We start from the raw sequence: 18,456 nt of genomic DNA on the forward strand, positions 1-18,456 counted from the left end.
ATTTGCACAAAAACATATATTCGGTTGCCGCAAATATGATGAATCCTGATTTCAATCCAAGTAAATTTATTATTTGATTAAAAACTGAGTTGGCACTATAAAAAGTAAGAAGCGTATGCAGGAGACATTAGATCTCCAAAAAAAATACCAACAAGTCATACGCCATTCACGGATGATTTTTTATACCAAACAATATCCCCGAACATCATGAAAGACGGGGTGGAGGATAGATGTCATCTCAATTGAGTATCTCAGGTCTTCCCATGGAGGACCGAAATCTGCACCTGACTTTCGACGCGGGAAAGATCCTGCTCAACGACCACCGCATGGTGTTAATGCATACCCATGCCATGGGGGCTCTGCGAAAAGAGCTGATGGATACGCTTGGTCATGACCGGGCACGAGGCGTACTGACCCGGATGGGTTATGCCTCTGGGGCGAAAGATGCCGACCTGGCCCGCAAGCTGTTGCCGGAAGGTAATGACGAGGATCTGCTGATGATGGGACCACGTCTGCACACCCTTGAGGGGGTGGTGCACGTCAAGCCGATCAAGATCGATATCGATATTCGCCAACGCCATTTCTATGGGGAGTTCCTTTGGGAAAACTCCCATGAGGCCTCTGAACATCTGAAGCTATTCGGCATTCATACCGAACCAGTCTGCTGGACTCAGATCGGCTACGCTTCCGGCTACACCAGCGAGATTATGGGTCGATTCATCGCCTATCGCGAGGTGGAGTGCCACGCCAAGGGTGACCGTCACTGCCGCATCATCGGCAAACCCATTGAAGAGTGGGATGATGCAGATGAGGAGCGGCGTCACTACCGGCCAGATCCTATGGCCGAACAACTGCTGGCGCTGCAGGACGAGGTGAGTCATCTGCGCGACTCACTGCAGGAGCAGACCGGCATCGGTGACATGGTTGGAACCTCTCGGGCATTTAAGGAGGCCTGCGACATGCTGCGTAAAGTGGCAGAGAGTCATGTCACTGTGCTCCTGCTTGGGGAGACCGGCGTCGGCAAGGAGATGTTTGCCCGGGCACTGCACAGTATCAGTCCTCAGGAGAAGAGCCCCTTCATCGCCATCAACTGCACCACCATCCCGGAAGAGCTGATCGAGTCAGAGCTGTTCGGGGTAGAGAAGGGGGCTTATACCGGCGCTTTACAATCACGTCCCGGACGTTTTGAGCGAGCACACGGGGGCACGCTCTTTCTCGATGAGGTTGGAGAACTGTCGATGAACGCCCAGGCAAAGCTGTTGCGGGCTCTGCAGGAGGGGGAGATCGAACGTGTCGGTGACACCAGAACCCGTAAGGTCGATGTGCGGGTGATTGCCGCGACTAATGTGGATCTGCAGGAGGCCGTCGCCGTCGGACGCTTCCGTTCCGATCTCTACTATCGCTTGAACATCTATCCGGTGATCATTCCCCCATTGAGGGAGCGCAAGGACGATATCATTCTGCTGGTGGAGCGCTTCCTGGAAAAATATACCGCAAGACACGGCAAGCGGGTCAATGGCATTACTGAACCGGCGATGCAATCCCTGCATGACTACAACTGGCCAGGCAATATCCGGGAGCTGGAGAATATGATCGAACGGGGCGTGATCATTGTAACCAATGGCCATGCTATCGACCTCAAGGATCTCTTCCCCTGTCTCAATATGAGTAAGGATGTGCCGAGCACATTACTCTCCCAATCTCAACAATCACAACCCCTGGACTCGCTGGTCGAACAGGTACTTGACCAATCCGGCAGCCTCGAAGCAGTAGAGACTCTGATACTGGAATCCGCTGTCGAAAAAGCCAACGGCAATCTCAGTCAGGCCGCCAGACTGCTTGGCATGACCCGCCCTCAACTGGCCTACCGGCTTAAAAAACGGGATGGAGATTAGAGATCGAATCCCACATCATCTCGGTCTACTGTATGGGTGACGCTTTCCGCCCCGGCATGGTCGGGTCACGCCCACCAGATAGACTAGGGAAGACAGACGTAACTTTATTTGGCATCGAGCTTTTTTTGTGGGGCATGGCCCCACGCTACAACTTTAAGTCAAGCAAGGTAGCCTGGATGTAGTGCAACGGAATCCGGGATGATTGGTGCAGTGCTCTCCCGGATTCCGTTGCACTTCATCCAGGCTACGGGCTGCCGCATTCATTCCCACTCTGCAGCGTGGGATCGAGAAAAGTATAGGAGAACCGGAATGACAGAAGATGATCCTGGGTAGGCCAGGCCTGACAAACAAGGCCTCATAGAAGGGTGCGGCAGGGCCGTACCTTACGTTGCTTGAATCTCTTCCAGACACTATTCTGCACGCCGAAAAAACAGGGCCAGTTAGATCTGGTCACAAAATCATCGGCAAAAGCATGGCTTGTGATTAACGATTGAAGTGGCATATAACAGTGCCTCAACATTAGCGAGATTGACGAGATGTTCAGCCAAATACTTGAAGTCACCCTGCCGGTATTTGGCATTGCTCTGTTGGGCTATCTCTACGGCCGACTCAATGGTAGCGATATGGACTCCGCCAATCGGGTTAATATGAATCTTTTCGTGCCGGCGCTTTTATTTTATGTACTTTCAGAGAAGATACCCAACTCGCCTGAGTGGCGTTCTATTGCCTGGGGCACAGTGATCATCGTGCTGGGATCAGGATTGTTGACCTGGCCACTGGCCCGGCTGTTACGATTCCGACCCAGAGTTATTCTACCCCCCATGATGTTCAACAACTCAGGCAACCTGGGTCTGCCGTTGGCAGCGCTGGCCTTTGGTGATGGCATGTTACCCTTTGCAGTCGTTGCCTTCGTGGTCTCCACCAGTCTCCATTTCAGCCTGGGGATCTGGCTGGTCAGCGGACGACTCGATCCCATGAGCCTGATGAAGAATCCTGTGTTTCTCGCCACGCTAGCCGGTATCGCTGCCCACATCAGCGACTGGCATGCTCCGGCACTGCTGATGCCGGGACTGGAAATGCTCTCCAAAGTTGCCATTCCGTTGATGCTGGTGGCACTGGGAGTACGGCTGATCCAGGTCGATATCAGCCATTGGAGAGCCGGTCTGGTTGGCGCGCTCCTCTGCCCTGCCACCGGAGTGATCAGCGCCGCGGCGGCGATTGCTTTATTGCAGCCTTCTGAGGAGATGAGCAAGATCCTGTTACTCTTCTCTGTTCTGCCCCCTGCGGTGATGAATTTCCTCCTGGCTGAACGATATCACCTTGCTTCAGATGAGGTTGCCTCGATGGTTGCCTTCGGCAATCTCGCCAGCCTGGCGATAATTCCTCTGGCCCTGGTCTTTATCCTTTGAAGCGTCGCGCTGTTGCAGGTTGGCTGCTTTCTGCTGCGATCATCACTGCTGTGATCCACACCCTGGCGGGGGGCTTTCCAAAATCCCTGATCGGCATACTCACCTGGGGTGCAGGACTGTTGCTGATTGCCGATATTTCCATCCAGACCCGGCGTCAGATCTTGATCCTGGTCGGCATAGGCCTGATCGGCATAGCCTGGGGTCTGATGCATCATATTTCACCAGATTGGCGAATGGTACTTTCAGGTAACGCACTGCTGTTGAGCATGCTCGCCGCTGTCAGCTTTCTGCGGCTGATCACCAAACCGGATACCGAACAGGGAGAGACCCTGCCATCGGGAAGGCGGGCAGTCTGGTCAACCCTCTTTGGTGTGCACCTCTTCGGCTCAGTAATCAACCTCTCATCGGTATTTATCATGGGTGACCGGATCAGTCGCCTTGGTCGTCTTAACCAGGCACAAACCATTGTTCTGACTCGGGGCTTTACCGCTGCGGCATTCTGGTCCCCCTTCTTTGCTGCCATGGCCGCCGCCTTCACCTATGCGCCGGGTGCCTCGCTACCGCAACTCTGGCTGATGGGTATTCCCCTGGCAGTGAGTGCCTTGTTGCTTACCGCCCTGGGGTGCCAGGGCAACGATCAGTTCACTGGCTATCCCATGCATCCATCAGCCCTGATACTGCCCGGTATACTGGCGTTGTCTGTCTTAGTGTTACACCAGTGGAATAGTGACTGGCATATTCTTGGAATCATCGCACTGCTGGCGCCTACACTATCCCTGACGGTCACCCTGGTGCGTCATTCCCGTCCCTATTCTCGTGTTCTGCAACATATCACCGAAGAGCTGCCCAGTATGCAGAATGAGCTAACCCTGTTCCTCGCCGCCGGGGTTATGGCGGCAGGGCTGAATGCTGTATTTGCCGTTTTTGGCGGCTGGCTCCCCTTCGATCAATTCACCGGCTTCGAGGCCTCCCTGGTGTTGCTATTCATGATATCAACCTCGATTCTGGGCGTGCATCCGGTGATCAATATCGCCGCACTGGGTACCCTGCTGGCCCCCCTCAACCCGAATGGCACCCTGTTGGCCATGACCTTTATTTCAGCCTGGGCCATTGGTACCGGCACCAGCCCCTTCTCCGGCATCAACCTCGCCATGCAGGGGCGTTACAAACAACAGACCTCTGACAGCTTGAGATGGAACGGTAAGTATGCGCTGGTAATGTTGCTCTTATCCATACTGGTACTGAATCTGTTTGCCAAATTAGCACTGCCATAACTTAACGGCCTCGATTTCATAGATATCTACCACCGTAGCGCTCTTAATCTGTCGCCTTCGTTTTCGGTTGCTTGTAGATATGCAGGCAGCTTCCATAACTTGTTCTGTGCTTCTACCTACACATAATGTTTTGTGCGCAGTCACACTGTAGATGTAAATTAAATCTATTGAATTGATTCCCCATCCAATAGGGGATTTTCATGTCGTCAGCTTACTCTTTGCTTGCGGCAATCAACCATTAGTCGGGCACCCACCCCCTTTCATGCGTTTACATCTTGTTACTAAAAACGCATTTAGCAACACTAGGACCTGTCAAGCGTCTCATAGATCTGCTTAATCAAACTAAATTATAAGCTTTGAGAAAGAGATCTGACTCAGTCGATTGATCATTAAACAATCTTTTCCAAGTTGAGTTTGAGCAACGACAAATCTTACATACTTAGGAAGTTAAGCATCTATTGACTGGCGCAAAGTTTCGGAAATGGTTAGTAAAAACAAGTATTACAGACGATCCCGAATTGGAGAGAAGAAATTCCGCCAAATCATCCGATATTTTTCTCTCGATTTCTCCGCTTCTGATACCGCCAGACTAACCGGAATTTCTGTCAGGTCGATCAATACCATCTACATCAAAATTCGTATTCGTCTGACTGAAGAGCACGAAAGAGAGGCTTGGCTTGTTGGGCAAACTAAAGTTGATGAATCGTTCCCTGCGTATGCGAAGCTTCGTCTGAGTAAGATGAAAGGCATCCGCAGAGAGATGCTCTACTTACATTACAGAGAGAGTGAATTTCGTTTTAATCATCGAAATGACAATGTCTATCTAATCGTTCTAAAACTGCTTCGCAAGAAGCCAATATAAGAACAAATAGATCGATATTATTATCAGATTATCGAATAAACTGAGCCAATCTCTCCTATTCTTCAGCCAGGGATAATTATAAATTGGTAAGTAATTTATTCAGTAATCTGCATATATAGCAATCAATCAAAAGATACCAAATGCGTAAAATATAAAATTATAAAGGATAATTTTTTAAACCCTTTCCTCTCCCAATTCAGGTAACACTTTTAATTATTATTTTTATAATAATTTCTGAAACTTATCACTAATTGAAAGACGCTTAACTTCCTAAGATCCTAACTTATAGCTTTGCACTCAGCATCGCGGTATCTCTAACCTATTAAATGGCACTACTATAAATATAGTGTAATTCAGCCATACCTAATTAACCTCAATACATCTTTAATACTTGCGAAAATCAACCACTCATCAGGATATCGCCACCGCCCAGGATCTTGCATATTGTAAATTAAATAGTAATTACCTAAAACTCGCCGCGTGTTTGTAGAGGGTCTACATAATAAACTTAAACTTTTAATTAAATAGCTTAGACGATTCACCAAATTCATATAAAGATTCCTTGTTGAATTTAGTTTTCTCCTGAGCATGCAATGGTTAACTACGATTAATTATTATAGACAACCGACAGCAATCACTAAATTTGTGACCAACACCAAACACATTAAGTGATGCACGTTTAAAAACAGAGCGCACAATCAAGTAGCATCTCAAATAAAACAAGGATGGTTAGAAAGTTGGATAGGGATATTTGGAAGTTTACGACCTTGTCGTTGTCGGGATTTATCATTATGTGCACGTAACATGCTTTAGATGATTCAGGCTTGGTTCAAACACCGAGCCTGGCATTCAGGCGTGACAAATGCACATTGAGTATCGCGTAAAAAAAACAACAAACCGAACAAAGGAGTGGTTTCGATGTTTCCAAAGCAAAAGCGAATATTTTTCTCACCATCAGCTTTGCTCAGCACACTTATAATCTTTAGTGTGCTAACCCTTTCCACACAGGCACAGGCCACAACACGATTACTCAATAGCTGGCGAGTCGCTTACCCCAATTCGCTAAGTGATGATAATCTGGCCGATCCCTGTGCACTATGTCATACCGATAGCTACAGTGAACTTAATAGCTACGGTTGGGACATGGGTCAAAACAACAATGATTATGCAGCACTTGAATCTTTGAATTCAGACAATGATCCCAACAATATAAGCAATATTGATGAGATCAATGGTGATACCCAGCCAGGCTGGACAGAGGGCGCTAACAATGTCGTCAACGGCGGCGCAGTATCGAGTAATGCATTACCTGCAGAGATTATTGCGGGCCTACTTGATCTGGAAGTGATAAACCAAGCCCCTGTTGCAGATATAGGCGGCCCTTACAGTGGCACTCAGAATGTTGAATTGAGCTTCGATGCATCAAACTCTTCTGATACAGATGGCATCATAACCAGCTATGCCTGGGACTTTGGAGATGGCAGCAGTGGCAATGGAGTACAGGCTGCCCATACCTATACCTCAACAGGTAGCTTCAATGTCACGTTAATCGTTACCGACGATCAGGGTAACAGCACAACCGCATCCACTGCGGTATCGATTGGTGCAGGCAATCAACCTCCTGTTGCCAATGCCATGGGCCCATACACCAGTCAAGCGGATGAAACGATTACCTTTGACGGCAGCGGCTCAACAGACGCAGACGGCATGATTACCAGTTACGACTGGAATTTTGGCGATGGCAGCTTCGGAACCGGCATCAGTCCTACCCATGCCTATGCAGACAGTGGTACATACAACGTTACTCTGACAGTGACTGATGATAACAATGCCGTGGATTCAGACGTGACATCGGTCAGTGTTGAACAGGGCAATCTGGCGCCAGCAGCCGATCCACGTGGCCCCTATGCGGGCACAGTCAATGAGTCTATTGCCTTTGATGCATCCTCTTCCAGTGATACAGATGGCCAAATAGTCAGCTATACCTGGGATTTTGGTGACGGCACCACAGGCACAGGCGTCACTCCATCGCACTCCTATACAGATTCAGGCGTCTATAACATTTCACTACAAGTGACTGATGACAGCGGTTCAACTGCAACCGGCTCAACCACTGCCACTATTGGCGATGTGGTCAATGAACCCCCTGCTGCAGTTACTGATGGCCCATATACCGGAACTGTTAATCAGCCCCTCGATTTGAGTGCCGCTGACAGTACTGATTCTGATGGGCTAATTACCACCTATGCCTGGGATTTTGGTGATGGTAATTCAGCGAACGGTGTCAATGTAACTCACACCTATAGTGATGCAGGGAGTTTCAACATCACACTTACTGTCACTGATAGTGATGGCATCATAGATACCGTAACAACCACAGCAGTTATCGGTTTAGGCAACCTTACACCTACGGCTGATATCAACGGTCCCTATACAGCAACCGCTAATACAGAGATTGTACTTGATGGCAGTGGCTCCGTAGACCCGGATGGTTCCATTGTTGCCTATGATTGGGATTTTGGAGATAACTCAACTGGCACCGGGCCAAAGCCATCCCATACCTATAGTGCCCAAGGCACCTACAATGTAACGCTTACTGTGCATGATGATAGTGGTGCCATGGATTCAGCAGCCACCACGGTGACGGTTACTTCCGCGGACGATCCGGGGATTTCAGGTTCCGCCAAAATCATTAAAAAGTTTAACTGGGGCATGGGCTTTCTGGGCATCGGCGTGATCAGCAATGACACCGATAAGCCCATCGAAAACTGGGAGATCAGTTTCGATGCGGAATTCGATATTAAGCGTATCTGGGGAGCAGAGGTTGTTTCACATGCCGAGGACAACTATATCCTTAAAGGTAATGATGACAATCAGTCCATTCTTCCTGGTGAGAAGGTGAGATTCGCCATTGTCGCCGGACCAGCTGACAGCCCAATTCCTAACGAAATTACCGTTATTGACAGGGGTGAATCAACACAGGGCAATTTCAATCATAATCACCAGACTGAAGTCATGATGAAGTCTGTCAATGACTGGAAGAGAGGCTTTCAGGGTATGGCGACTATTCGCAATATCGGTGACGAGGTAATAGAGGGCTGGACCATCAGTTTCAAAGCTGACTTCGAGATTAAAAAGTTATGGAATGCAAAACTGGTCTCTCATTCAGGTAATAACTATGTATTGTCAGGAAAAAGACGCAACCGGATAGTAAAACCTGACCACGAGGTAACCTTTGGTTTTATCGCATCACCCAGTGGGGCCAAGATGCCCAGCAGTTTCCTGGTGAATGGGATTGAGAGCGAGGTAGATGTTGTTCCAGGCTCAGAGGATGATACTGAGACCGGGGATGATTCCGAAACTGATGATGAAGACGATACCGACAGCGACACCGGCTCAGACGATGACGCCGGGAATGGCGGTGAAACTGACAACGGCAATGAAACCGACGGTGACAACGATACCGGTTCAGACGATGACACCGGGAATGACGGTGAAACTGACAACGGCAATGAAACCGACGGTGACAACGATACCGGTTCAGACGATGACGCCGGGAATGACGGTGAAACTGATAACGGCAACGATACCGACGGTGATAACGATACCGGTTCAGACAATGATGCCGGGAATGGCGGTGAAACTGACAACGGCAACGAAACTGACGGTGACAACGATACCGGTTCAGACAATGATGCCGGGAATGGCGGTGAAACTGACAACGGCAACGAAACTGACGGTGACAACGATACCGGTTCAGACGATGACACCGGAAATGGCGGTGAAACTGATAACGGCAACGATACCGACAGTGACAGCGATACCGGCTCAGACGATGACGCCGGGAATGGCGGTGAAACTGATAACGGTAACGATACCGACAGTGGCAGCGATACCGGTACCGAAGATGACGCCGGGAATGACGGTGAAACTGACAACGGCAACGATACCGACAGTGGCAGCGATACCGGTACCGAAGATGACGCCGGGAATGACGGAGAAACTGACAACGGCAACGATACCGACAGTGGCAGCGATACCGGTACCGAAGATGACGCCGGGAATGACGGAGAAACTGACAGTGGCAACGACACCGGTTCCGACGACCAAGCAAATAACGACAGTGATCCCGGAACCACTGTCGGCGGGGTTGACTGCACAGGAGCGGTATTTGGCTCCTCAGGTGCGCCGATTCGACGCTTGAATCAAGTCGAATATCAGAACACAGTCACAAGCTTGTTCCCGGGTGCATCCCTGCCGAGCTTGAACCTACCCGTCGATCAACGCATGAACGGATTCACCAATGCGGCTGAAGGCCAAGCGCCGTCGGCACTGGCTGTAGAGCAATATGCCACGGCAGCGGAGTCCATTGCCACAGCGGCAATCCAGTCACTGGCCAGTTGGGCGCCATGCAGTAACAGCAATGATGAGGCGTGCGCGCGTAGTGCCTTAAACGATATCGCACCACGCATCTACAGGCACCCTCTGACAGCTGAAGAGAGCACTGCAATTGACGCACTGATCGATGGTGGTTTGAATGCAGCCACACCAGAGGAGGCCCTTAGCCTGGCAATCACTGCCCTGCTTGAGTCACCAAACTTCTTGTATCGTCCTGAGTTTGGCTCCTCAAACGCCGTAGGCAATGCCAGGGAGCTGGATGCTTACGAACTCGCCTCGCGCTTATCCTACTTCTTCTGGGCAACAGTACCGGATAGCGCTCTGTTGGCTGCAGCGGAAGATGGTAGCCTGCTGACAGACAGCGTCCTTCGTGCTCAGGCCAATCGCATGTTGAACGACCCCCGCGCCAGACCGGTTCTGACAGACTTCTTCGTGCAATGGCTTGGCCTCTATAAGCTCGATACTATGGCGCTTAACACAGACGCATTTCCTGAGTTTGACAATGTGCTACGCAGCGATTTGAAGACATCAGTGATCAAATATGTTGAACATGCGTTATGGAACACAGACTCATGGTCTGTTCTTATGTCCGGCAGCTATGGCTATGTTAATGACCGCTTGGCACCGATCTTCGGTGTGGCGGCTCCGAACAGTGACCAGCTGGTTCAGGTCAATCTGGATATGACAGAACGTGCAGGCGTACTGACTCAACCAGGTACCCTGGCCTCAACATCCCACGACAGCCGTCACTCGCCAATTTTGCGTGGCGTGCAGTTCCTCACCGGGATTGTCTGCGCTCCCCCGCCAGCACCTGCTGCTATCGGGATGCCTGATGAGAATCTTGTTGTCGATGAGTCCCAGGTCTGCACCACGCGAGATGAAGTATCACTCAAGCACACCGCTTCAGCGGGTTGTGCAGCCTGCCACGATGCCATCGACAGTGCTGGTTTCAATTTCGAACACTACGATGCGCTGGGACGCTACCGTGCCGTGGAGAACGGCTGCCAAGTGGATGCCACGGGCAGCTTCGCCGGCACCGACATCACCGGAACCGTGCAAAGTGCCGTTGACCTCGCACTGCAGTTACCCACAAGTCGAACTGTGAGTAGCTGTATGAGTGAGCACATGTTCCGTTTTGCACTTGGCCGCAACAGTAGCAGTCAAGATGCTTGCGAAATCACCAATCTCAGCAACCAGCTGACCAACACAGACAGCATGCAATCTTTGGTGATCGAACTTGTCATGTCACCTTCATTCCGCAGCCGTCCAACTATTAACTAATCAGGAGAGTGACATGACTAAACGAATCAACCGTAGAACCGCTCTCAAAATGATGGCTGCCACTACCGCTGGTGCTTCGCTTCCCTGGCTGTCCAGCCCCAGTGCACAGGCAGCAACAGGCGTACCACAGCGCATTCTTTTCATCGAGGTCGAATGGGGTGCCCGTCGCGGCAGCTGGGAGCCGGTCGTGGCAGGCCCACAGATGGTGCCGCAGGATCAGGCCGATACCGCATGGGCCTTCCGTGACAAGATGAGCGCACTCAATCCCTATCGAGACCGAACCACGATATTTCAGCACCTGGACATGCTCAGCGCCATGGTTGACCCGACAGGGCCTGCTAACGCCCATATAGAAGGGATGACGCAATCACTGACAGCGAACAACCGCGTTTCAGCCAGTTCCGGTACCGGACCAACCATCGATCAGTTCATCGCACAGCAGCTGGCGGCCAATGGGGCTGCCACCCGCCTCCAGTCCCTCGAGCTACGAGCAACACCCCACGCCAGTCAATGGGATCGAAGTACGGGTAATCTCTCCTACTCAGCACCTGGCCAGCAGGTGCCCTTTATGACCTATGTGCCAGATGTGTGGGATCGCTTGTTCCCGACCCCACTCGATCCAAACGCAACGACTCAAACACCAGCTCAGACCCGCAGAGCCCTGCTTCACACTTTTGTACGTGGTGAGTATGACCGGCTGCTGAACAGCGTGAGTTCCGAAGATCGCGTCAAACTCACACAGATGCGAGACCTGCGCAGTGATCTCTACAACGCCTCAAATATAGTCAGCGGAAGGGACGCGAACCGCCCATTGCAGTCTTCGATCATCGACCCCTGGTCGCAGCTGGATGAGGGCTATCAAAAAGGCAGCCTAAGTAATCCGAACTGGCGGGTGCACTGTGAGCTGATGGCTCAACTGGCGGCGGCGGCACTGCACACTGACACAACTCGTGTCGTCAATCTCTCTTTCTCCTTGCCACCAGACTATGAGTTTAACTACAGCAATGGTGATTATGGCACTTCCGATAGCCATGCCCTCTACCATGAGGTCTCTGGCGACTCTCCGGCACTGACAAATTCGGCTGCGATTGCTACTGTCGACGCATCCGATAAGCGTATCTTTGACCAGGTTCGATACACCCTCGACTTCCTTGACAACCTGCAAGAGACTGATGGAACCAGCCTGCTCGATAACACACTGGTTGTAGTCCACTCACAACTCTCCGATGGCAGTCACGACCTGACACGCCTTCCCTGGTTGGTGATCGGTGATGCACAAGGCTACCTAAAGACAGGTCAATACATGCGCTTCAGTGCAATTAACCATAGAAACGGTCAGACTGTTACTGATCAGGACGTCAACTTCCCCTACCGGTGGAATGGCGCCGGTCGCCCGCACAACGACCTGTTTGTGACCCTTGCCAATGCGATGGGAATACCGATCACCACTTTCGGAAACAGCAATATCTCACTTGGCGGGATGACCATGAACAAGGGAGTGATTACGCAGATGCTGGCATAGAAAGTAATACTCAAACCGCAAAAACTTTCATCAGCAATTACTAACCAGGCCATAGATATTAATAGACTCAGGGCTACAAGCGTGGCTCAGATCAAGGCCTGGTTAGTATGTCACTGCGTACGCCGGATCATAACCGGCGTACGCATTCACCTCCGCATCTCGGTGCCAATCGATTACCCCTCTGTTTCATAGACTCCTCAATTCCTGTGGAAGCCACAAAGATGCCAGATAACTTCCATTCCGGTACTGAGCATGGACAGGAGAAAAAAACTCAAGTTTGATTTGAGCCCGAGGGATAAAGCCAGCGCGAAAACAACCGGGTCAAAAAGGGCAACACAAAATAGGTCAAAGTTGGAACGACGATAATGGTTAAAGTAAACGTTTTAACCACCAATGGCAGACCTTCAATATAAGGGCCTATCAGTAGACTCAGCAGAGTCACCAGAGAAAACACCCCCAACCAGACCAGAAATGCCATTTTGTACTTCGGTGGATGTACATTAATCGCGCAGTCCGGCAAGGTAAACCAGGCCTCCATGCCTGTGATGGTCTGAATCTCCCGGGGCTGACTGACCTGCTCCGCAATCTCCCGCCACTCACCACGTTCCTTTGAGTTTTCCCATTTTTCAAGATTGCTGCGGTGATCGAATTTAAACACGATGCGATAGCTGCCATCAGGCTTGTTGGGCCTGAAGACATTGGTGCCCATATGTCCAGGCCACTGCATGGCGGCCTGGGTTATGCCAGTGACATACGCCTCGAACTCGGACTCTTTACCGACTACCGGCTTTCGGGTCACCATAACCGTAACCGGTGGATCACCCTCATCATTGTTGTCAGTTGGGAACTCTTGATTGTCTGTCATCTCAACCAGCCTCGATCCAATTTCTCTTTTACTATACCCGGAGCAGTCTCTGAAAATTCTGCCTGAGCGGCGATGTTCTCAAACCAAGCCATCAATCCTGGGCTTCGGGGGGAAGGCATATCATATGCCAACGCCAGCCCGAAGCGTGTTGCCAATACAAAATCGGCGATACCTCCACCAGGGACAAAATAGCCCGATACCTCCAGCCGCTCTTCGAGATAGGGCAGTGACTTGTGCCATTGCCCCATGGCATTGGCTATGACCTCCTCATCCCACTCGGCAGGTGCCCGATCCCGTCGTTGAAAAACCAGATCCCTGACCGGTCTGCCTACCGCGCTGTCTGCATACAGGGCAATCCCCCGCGCAAAGGCACGCGCCTCAGGGGTAGACGGCCACAGCCCCCCAAAGCTTTCGTCGAGATACTCCAGCATCACCGATGAATCGTGTATCACCGAATCACCCATTTTAAACACAGGCACCGTATTGTAAGGTGTCAATGAGGTCCACTCATGTTCATACTCATCATAGGCCAGACGTTGAAAATCCACCCCGCAGCGATACAGCGCCATCCGCACACGCCAACAGAACGGACACTCCTCTTTATCATAGAGCTGGGGTTTGAGACTCATATGCGGGAAAGCCTTAATTCCCGCAGATGTTCATCTACGAAATCGATGCGGTCCTGTCCCCAAAAGATCTCATCGCCGACTATGAAAGTGGGTACACCGACTGCACCCCGCTCATCGGCCTCTTGCCAGTTGCTGAGCAGCTGCGCCTGATTATCTGAATCAGTGGCTGCCGCAGCCAGCTCATCCTGCTGGAGTCCGATAGCTTCACCCACATCCAGAAGGATATCGAGTTGTCCTATATCGCTACCTTCCGCCCACTCCTTACGCATCACTTCATTGATATAGGGCCTCAGCAGACCTCGCTTTTCAGCCAGCAATGAACCGGCACCCGCCAGGGTTGGATCAGTGGTTTTCGGTGGTGGATTGACTGGAATACCCAGGCGCCTGGCAAATCGCGCCATATCCTGTCTTGCAATCGGCAGCTTTTTTAATACCTCTTCAGGTGGTGAGCGGCCATCCCATCCACCCAATGGACGCCAAACCATACGCACATGGTAGTCGTCGAATATCGACCACATGGTCTTGGTGGCAAGATAACAGTATGGACTGCGGAAGTTGAAGTAGAGAGTGACGTCTGTCGATTCAGCCATCATCAAAATCCTTAATCTAAGATCAATCCGTATCTGATATTCACTGTAGGAACAGCTTTCCGATACTCCTCAAAAAATGTCTGGCGACAACTGCCGCCAGACAACAGCACGGTATCAACGACCGGAAGCTCTCAAGTTTTGTACTGTGAATTTTCTGGCAGGATTCAGCTTGGGATCAACCTGGCCCTTGAACTGCCCCGTGGTGCAGTGCATCGCCTGCACATCGATCATGGTAAAGGAGTCATCGATCGCCACCCCAGTGCCTTTGTTCTTCGGCAGATGGTGATCCGGATGAGCCTGTCCAATCTGCCAGCTCTTCCACAGATCACCTTTACGGTCGTAGGTCAAAGTACGGGGAATGGTGAACGTCTGAGCATCGATAAAGTGCACCCGCTTACTGATCGGATGGTTTGCATCTTTCGGCTTGTTCTCCAACTCATAGACTTTACGCAACTGCCAGGTGATCTGGGGAAAGCAGTCCCCCTTGTCGCCCATCTCTACAAACTGATAACCATCCGACTCCTTATGCTCTTCGGATAGATTAGGCAGTGCATTGTGGTTATAGAAAGGCACCAGGATGTTTTTAGTGCCTTTAAAGGTCCACTCCATATCATTGATGCGACCGTTATAGCCCTCGAAATCCTCGATCATGACGTCGGAGCCAAGAAAGGCATCCGTTACCTGACCGGATGCCAGACGACGTACCCGACGCTGGAAACCGAGATAGAGCCAGGCGCTGTCACGCTTCAAGTCATCTTCGTAACGATGAATCAGCAACTGGGTATCCTTAACATCAAAAGGCTCCAGCGCCTGCACGTAGATGGCGCGAAACAGTTTTGAAGGATTTGGGCTGATCTCAGGCAGGGGCTCCTGGTTTACCCGGTGCATATAGTTGAGGAAGTGGAAATTGAACTTGATGGTTCTTTCCAGTTTCCCCGATTTCATATCCTTGTATTTCCAGTAGAAAGGATAGATCGCTGCATTGTCACCCCAGTTGTAACCGTACTTGTAGTTCCAGGCGAGTTTTTCCCCCACCCTGGGATCATCCATCGATGGCTCTTCGGCAAAGGGCCGACCAGCGACAAAGCCCTCAATCTCACCGGACTTCTCGCCCAGCTTAACTTTGCCCAGGCCATCCATGGTGGCCTGTACATAGTTGGGATGCAGATCGAAAGAGGTGGTCTCACCGACGGTGATCTTGGTCCACCCCTGGCTGACAAACTCAAACATCGCAGGATCGATGATATCTTTGAACTGGGCCACGTTGGACTGATCGATCACCATACCCACCTGTAGTCCGTCATGGGTTGGGATACCATTTTTATAGGGATAGAAGCTGTTCTCCACATCTTCCGCTGTTGCCGCCTGGGCGGGAATATTGGCAGCTATCAATAGTCCCGCCATCAGCGTTGTATTAAGCAAACGCATTTTCAAAACCTCCATAACAAAACTTAGAAGCGATATCGCAGGGTGATCTGAAACTCATCCTCTGCCTGGGCCATACCGATAGGCCCGGAACGGAAACGACCAAGGGGCTCGTATCCAGCCAGATTTCGCAGTGCAAGATCACCCGGTTCGCCATCGCCGGTAAACGGGGGAAAGGGGTTACAGGAGCGGCAATCGTCATACTCTTGTGCGCCGTCGCCAATCTTAAAGTTGGCACCCACGGTGAGCCGCAGGTTGTCACTGATCAACCAATCGACTGAGGGTGCGATGACGCTGGCATGGGCCTTGAAATCATGGGCCATGATGACCTGGGGACTGACCTGGTCATTCTGATACCAGCCTTTGACGAGCAAGGTACCCACGTGGTTGATCTCCCAATTGGGATTACCCGCTTCGATACCGTTGACCTTCTCCCGCTCGTGATCAACCATGTACTCGCCGAACAGCTGCGCCGATAACAGAAAGGCACGTTTATCGTTGAGGAATGGAATGAACGTTGGGCGATCCCATCCCAATACGTAGCGGAACATATCAGACTCTGAATAGAGTTCCGGTCGCAGCGTATTGGCAAACTCCTCGCCTTGGGTATAGGCCGCTTCGACTCGAAACACCGACTTGATGTCATCCACATAGAAGTCGAGAGAACCACCGACCAGATTGACCCTGGGAAAATACATATCGAAGGCGATCAGATAGTCGTAGCTCTGTGACTCGACTTCCGTAGTGAAGGGGTTATCTGCGTTATCCACAACCGCACGCAGAGAAGGCATCTGGGAACGGTAGGTCAAGGCATTCAACGAGAAACCAACACCCGAATAGTCACCCTCAAGCTTGACACCCACCTGGGAGTTGCTCAATGACCAGTCTGGAAGATGTACGTCGCGGATACCGATCACATGTTCTGGAAAATCGGTTGAGAGCGCACCCCCGGCAAAGTTGGAGACGGAACAGCCGTTATCCCAACAGTTCTTCATCGCCCGGAAAAAACTACCTGCATCAAGGATCGCATAGGGTGTACCACCCTGACCGAGACTGTTGGGTCGGAACTTGTCAAAGTTCCAGAGAAACTGCATGTTCAGATCATCGAAGGTCTCGGTTGCCCCCATTCTGTACTCACCAGTGGCCATCCACATCGGGATACGGATATCCTCCAGCTCGTCGTAGATGTTATGTCTGGAGTAGTCCACCGGGTTGATCACATCGAGGACCCGAAACAGATCTGTACGCCCCCACACAACCTGCTGTCTGCCGAGACGGAAGTTCCAGGTTGCGGCACTATCTGTTGGCAGGGTTGCGTCGATATAGGCCTCTCGAAGAAAATCGAGTCGATCGTTGAATTCAGGGTATTTCAGATCACTCTCTGAGAAATCGAGATAGTCATCGATGCAACCACGAGAGTCTACGTCGCAGGGACGAACCGGCACACCAAGGCCGACCCCACCATCCGTATCGTGAATGGCACTGCCCAGGTTGACCAACCCTTCGTTAGGGTTTTCTGAGGTATCAAAACCAAATCCCAACACACCGGTTGAGACATCGGAAGCACCCCAGGTTGTTGAACCGGCACCGCCTACAGACTCCATATTAATGGAACCACCGGCGTTGTTGCCGAATTCATCGTCATTGAGATCGTAAACGCCATCGTAGGTTGCACGGAAAGCACCAACGAAGCTGATGTTTGAAAAAGCCCCCTGCTCTCCATAATCCTTAGAGCCTTCGATCAACACCGTGTTGCGCATCTTGCTCAGACCGACGTTTTGGCGGCTGTAGGTGGCGTTTTCAACAAATCCGTTGACCTGTGTAGTGCCGTCTTCCGAGCTATAGGCCAGGGCCTGGCCTCCGCTCAGAGAGGTCGTGACAGCAGCAGCCAGCAGTGTGGCTTTAAAGACCGGATGTTCCCTTCCCGGTAGTTGTTTGTGACTTTCTAGGAACATCCTAGCCTCCTCCTCTTTCTGAAATTATGTAAGCGAAAGTTAACTATGCAGCAGGCGTGCCAACTCATAACTTACTGTTTTTATTAGATATAATTGACGCAATAACGAACAGGTTACGGATATCGTAAAAATATCGATATTTTAATTAATCAAATGATGATTTGTGATTATTTCGATAATTACCAGCGAGCAAAAAAAGGCCGGAAATCATTTCCGGCCGAGGGAGGGATCAGAAGCTTAGTGCTTACTAAAGCGCAAAGAGACTCATTGCATATAGCTCTGCAAATGGTTTTGGTGGGGCATGGCCCCACCCTACTGTTGAATCAAGAGTGTAGGGTGGGGCCATGCCCC

At 50.9% G+C, this 18,456-nt stretch carries 11 protein-coding genes; 6 read left to right on the forward strand and 5 right to left on the reverse strand.

What is annotated here, in order from left to right; all coding sequences use genetic code 11:
* Positions 1 to 230: 230 nt before the first annotated feature.
* From AC4IE7_RS00770 to AC4IE7_RS00795, 6 genes are all read left to right on the forward strand, one after another.
* Complete coding sequence (locus AC4IE7_RS00770) at positions 231 to 1,895, forward strand: sigma 54-interacting transcriptional regulator (RefSeq protein WP_490774892.1); 1,665 nt, start codon at positions 231 to 233, stop codon at positions 1,893 to 1,895.
* Positions 1,896 to 2,431: 536 nt separating this feature from the next.
* Positions 2,432 to 3,304 (forward strand): AEC family transporter, encoded by an 873-nt coding sequence (locus AC4IE7_RS00775; RefSeq protein ID WP_490774893.1) that lies wholly within the window; start codon positions 2,432 to 2,434, stop codon positions 3,302 to 3,304.
* On the forward strand, positions 3,301 to 4,578 hold the full coding sequence (locus AC4IE7_RS00780) for a hypothetical protein (RefSeq protein WP_490774894.1): 1,278 nt from the start codon (positions 3,301 to 3,303) through the stop codon (positions 4,576 to 4,578). Before AC4IE7_RS00775 ends, AC4IE7_RS00780 begins: the two co-directional genes overlap by 4 nt.
* Positions 4,579 to 5,059: 481 nt before the next feature.
* A complete protein-coding gene (locus AC4IE7_RS00785; RefSeq protein WP_490774895.1) occupies positions 5,060 to 5,440 on the forward strand; it encodes a hypothetical protein in 381 nt (126 codons plus the stop codon).
* Between the two features lie 918 nt (positions 5,441 to 6,358).
* Positions 6,359 to 11,119, forward strand: a complete 4,761-nt coding sequence (locus AC4IE7_RS00790; protein WP_490774896.1) for a PKD domain-containing protein — start codon at positions 6,359 to 6,361, stop codon at positions 11,117 to 11,119.
* 13 nt (positions 11,120 to 11,132) lie between these two features.
* On the forward strand, positions 11,133 to 12,641 hold the full coding sequence (locus AC4IE7_RS00795) for a DUF1552 domain-containing protein (RefSeq protein ID WP_490774897.1): 1,509 nt from the start codon (positions 11,133 to 11,135) through the stop codon (positions 12,639 to 12,641).
* Between the two features lie 271 nt (positions 12,642 to 12,912).
* Here the strand turns inward: AC4IE7_RS00795 and AC4IE7_RS00800 are convergent, their stop codons facing one another.
* The 5 genes from AC4IE7_RS00800 to AC4IE7_RS00820 form a co-directional block, all read right to left on the reverse strand.
* Positions 12,913 to 13,506 (reverse strand): antibiotic biosynthesis monooxygenase, encoded by a 594-nt coding sequence (locus tag AC4IE7_RS00800; protein ID WP_490774898.1) that lies wholly within the window; start codon positions 13,504 to 13,506, stop codon positions 12,913 to 12,915.
* Complete coding sequence (locus AC4IE7_RS00805) at positions 13,503 to 14,135, reverse strand: glutathione S-transferase family protein (RefSeq protein ID WP_490774899.1); 633 nt, start codon at positions 14,133 to 14,135, stop codon at positions 13,503 to 13,505. The genes AC4IE7_RS00800 and AC4IE7_RS00805 overlap by 4 nt, the downstream gene beginning before the upstream one ends.
* Positions 14,132 to 14,725 (reverse strand): 2-hydroxychromene-2-carboxylate isomerase, encoded by a 594-nt coding sequence (locus AC4IE7_RS00810; RefSeq protein WP_490774900.1) that lies wholly within the window; start codon positions 14,723 to 14,725, stop codon positions 14,132 to 14,134. Before AC4IE7_RS00810 ends, AC4IE7_RS00805 begins: the two co-directional genes overlap by 4 nt.
* A 114-nt stretch (positions 14,726 to 14,839) precedes the next feature.
* Positions 14,840 to 16,153 carry a DUF1329 domain-containing protein gene (locus AC4IE7_RS00815; protein ID WP_490774901.1) on the reverse strand — a complete coding sequence of 438 codons (1,314 nt, stop codon included), beginning with the start codon at positions 16,151 to 16,153 and terminating at the stop codon, positions 14,840 to 14,842.
* Between the two features lie 23 nt (positions 16,154 to 16,176).
* On the reverse strand, positions 16,177 to 18,105 hold the full coding sequence (locus AC4IE7_RS00820) for a DUF1302 family protein (protein ID WP_490774902.1): 1,929 nt from the start codon (positions 18,103 to 18,105) through the stop codon (positions 16,177 to 16,179).
* Positions 18,106 to 18,456 lie beyond the last annotated feature (351 nt).

It is taken from the genome of Candidatus Thiodiazotropha sp. AKAK3 (genome assembly GCF_058244645.1).